We start from the raw sequence: 2,856 nt of genomic DNA, 5'->3' as shown, positions 1-2,856 counted from the left end.
GGGCATCGGATGCTCGTTGATTTCCGGACGAAATGGCCAGATGCGCTCACTGCGCGCTTTCTCTCTGACGAGGCTCGACGAGGCCCGGTAACCGATTCGTTGATGGCATTCGCCGACTGCTACCGACAATGGATCAAGGAGACGTTGGAGCCGCGACTGGGCAACTTTCACCCACCTCTCGCCGCTGCGGCGCAGAGTAATCTTGATCGGTGTTTGTCCACCGCAGACCGGATTGAGGATGGCGTGAAATTCCTGCGCGGAAACGACGAGGCATGGGCGGCGTTCACGCTGGCGAACTCCGCGATGGATCGTCAGGCTACCTACCCAGCCAAGGGGAAGAACGTCCCACCATTGGTCTGGCGACCTTTCCAGCTCGCATATGTGCTGTTGGTACTTCCGGGGTTGACCGATCCCGAGCTCGACGATCGAGAGTTCATGGATTTACTCTGGTTTCCCACCGGAGGCGGCAAGACCGAAGCGTACCTCGCACTGACTGCCTATCAGATATTTCTCAGAAGGCTCACTGACACGCAGCGGCGCGAACAGGGCGGGGTAGATGTCTTGATGCGGTACACGCTGCGCCTCCTTACTGTGCAGCAGTTTCAACGCGCGGCCGCCCTGATCTCCGCATGCGATGCAATCCGCCGTGAAGACACGAGGCTGGGTGCTGCGACAATCAGTATCGGGTTGTATGTGGGCAAGGAGGCGACACCGAATTCGATGAAGGACGCGCTCAAGGCGTTGGAGGAAGAGCGTGCCAGGCAGAACCCCAGGTCCACACCGCGCCAGCTTCTGCGTTGCCCTGTATGCGGATCGGATTTGGCCGCCACAGCTTACCGACCGCATGCCACCCATGCACGAATCGACATTGTTTGCGAGGCAAAGGAATGCGCGACCCGTGGTCATCCCTTGCCAGTGCTGACTGTCGACGAAGTCATCTACGCCAACCCCCCATCGCTACTGATCGGAACGGTGGATAAGTTTGCCCAGATCCCTCGTCGAGGCGATCTGCGCTCCATTTTCGGTCTGGATGGTGGCTTGCCGCCCGGACTGATCATCCAGGATGAATTGCACCTCATTTCCGGACCACTTGGCTCGATGGCAGGGTTATACGAGGCGGCCATCGACCTGTTGTGTTCGAGGGGGCCGGTTCGGCCAAAGATCATCGGATCTACGGCGACGATCGGAAGAGCGGCAAGCCAGGTAAGAGCACTCTTTGACCGGAGCGTTCTCCAGTTCCCGCCTCCAGGCTTCGATGCAGGCGACTCCTTCTTTGCTGTCCGCGATTCCGTTGGGCCGGATCGCCTGTATGTGGGCATATCGACTGCCGGTCGAAGCCCCAAGTTCGCGTTGCAGGCTCTCGTAGCGGCGCTTTCGCAAAGCATCGCCGCTCTGACCGAACGTGAGCATCTTGACGACGCAACACGGGATGCGTATTGGACATGTGTGTGCTATTTCAACAGCTTGCGTGAACTCGGGGGCGCCGATGTCTTGGTGCAGGATGACGTGCCACGACAAATGCGCTTCCTTGCCGGCCGCTTGAGCGTCGCTAGGCGAGACTTTCGGGAGCCACCGATGGAGCTCAGTAGCAGGCGGTCGTCCAGAGAACTCCCGCAGTTGCTGCAACAAGTCTCGACCACTCTGGCTCAGTTCCATGCAGATCCGTTCCAATATGCACCTCCACCGGACAACGTACTGGCGTCGAACATGATCTCCGTCGGGGTCGACGTTCCGCGGCTGGGTCTTATGGTGGTGAACGGGCAGCCCAAGTCGACTGCCGAATATATCCAGGCGAGCAGTCGGGTGGGGCGTGGCATCCCGGGCTTGGTGTTCACTTTGTACAACTTTGGGAGACCGAGAGATGTTTCTCATTTCGAGCACTTCCAGCCATATCACGATGCGCTGTACCGGAACGTCGAGGCAACGAGCGTGACTCCCAGGGCTCCGCGCGCGCGCGACAAGGCACTCCACGCTGCAGTGATATCTGCGGTGCGCCACTTGGTGCCGGGCATGTCCGGCGATGATGACGCGATTCGATTCCACGCGGATGATCCAGGTGTCGTCGCCCTGCTAGGCAGCATCGCTCAACGAGTGCGCGATGCGGTTGGCGACGCGGAGGGTGAGGAAACCGAAGAAGACATTCGTGCAATCGTCTCGGAGTGGGCGCGACGCAGTCATGAGGCGAGAACGACCGGGATGCGTCTCCGATACTGGGAGCGCAGGGCGCCTTTCGGCAAGACCGCGCCGCATCTGATGAGTTCTGCCGAAGACGGTGGCAGGGTGGGAACGCTATCGTGGCCGACACCGAACACGATGCGGGAGGTCGAGCCCTCTTCGGCGTTCGTTCTGAAAACGATCTCCAAGAAGAAGGAGGTGCYAGATGGCGACACACAGTAAGAAGTACTCGGCGCGATCCCCAAGTGCTTCCGCGCCCGTCGGCGTGGAGCCACTGGGAAAAGTTCGCCGATCGCAGCTGATCTCCACTTATGGAATCGGCGCGATCGTTGATCTGGAAAAAGGGTCATTCATGCCGATGGGGCTGGATGATCTGGACGCTGCCACGCGATCACCTTCCCTGATCGTTCACGAGGCCAGGCTCGCTGCGCAGCTGGGAGTCGAACACTTCAGATTGCCACCTGTGGCTGCAGAACTTGCGGGAGGGCAAGTGGAAGCGCGCAGTTCGATGCCTGCGATTCGGTTTCCTCAGTGGCATGAATGTCCCCAATGTCACCGTATCGGAACACAGGGCGAGCCATTCGAGCTTTCCCCCGATGGAAACCGGCTTGAGTGCAAAGCACATGGCAAGGGTGTTCCGACGACTCCGGTGCGTTTTGTACTCGCTTGTCGGAACGGTCA

1 protein-coding gene and 1 pseudogene are annotated in these 2,856 nt (G+C 59.6%); both read left to right on the top strand.

The window, feature by feature from the left end:
- The coding region (locus AC1D1Z_RS35900) for a helicase (RefSeq protein WP_477853569.1) at positions 1–2,397 on the top strand (2,397 nt) is incomplete at its 5' end.
- A pseudogene (locus AC1D1Z_RS35895) lies at positions 2,381–2,856 on the top strand (DUF1998 domain-containing protein); the annotation flags it as partial. The gene AC1D1Z_RS35900 and the pseudogene AC1D1Z_RS35895, both read left to right, overlap by 17 nt.

Source organism: Rhizobium sp. P1_E1 (assembly GCF_056406015.1).
Note: the sequence above shows the minus strand (reverse complement) of the source record. Positions and strands in the feature narration are given on the sequence as shown.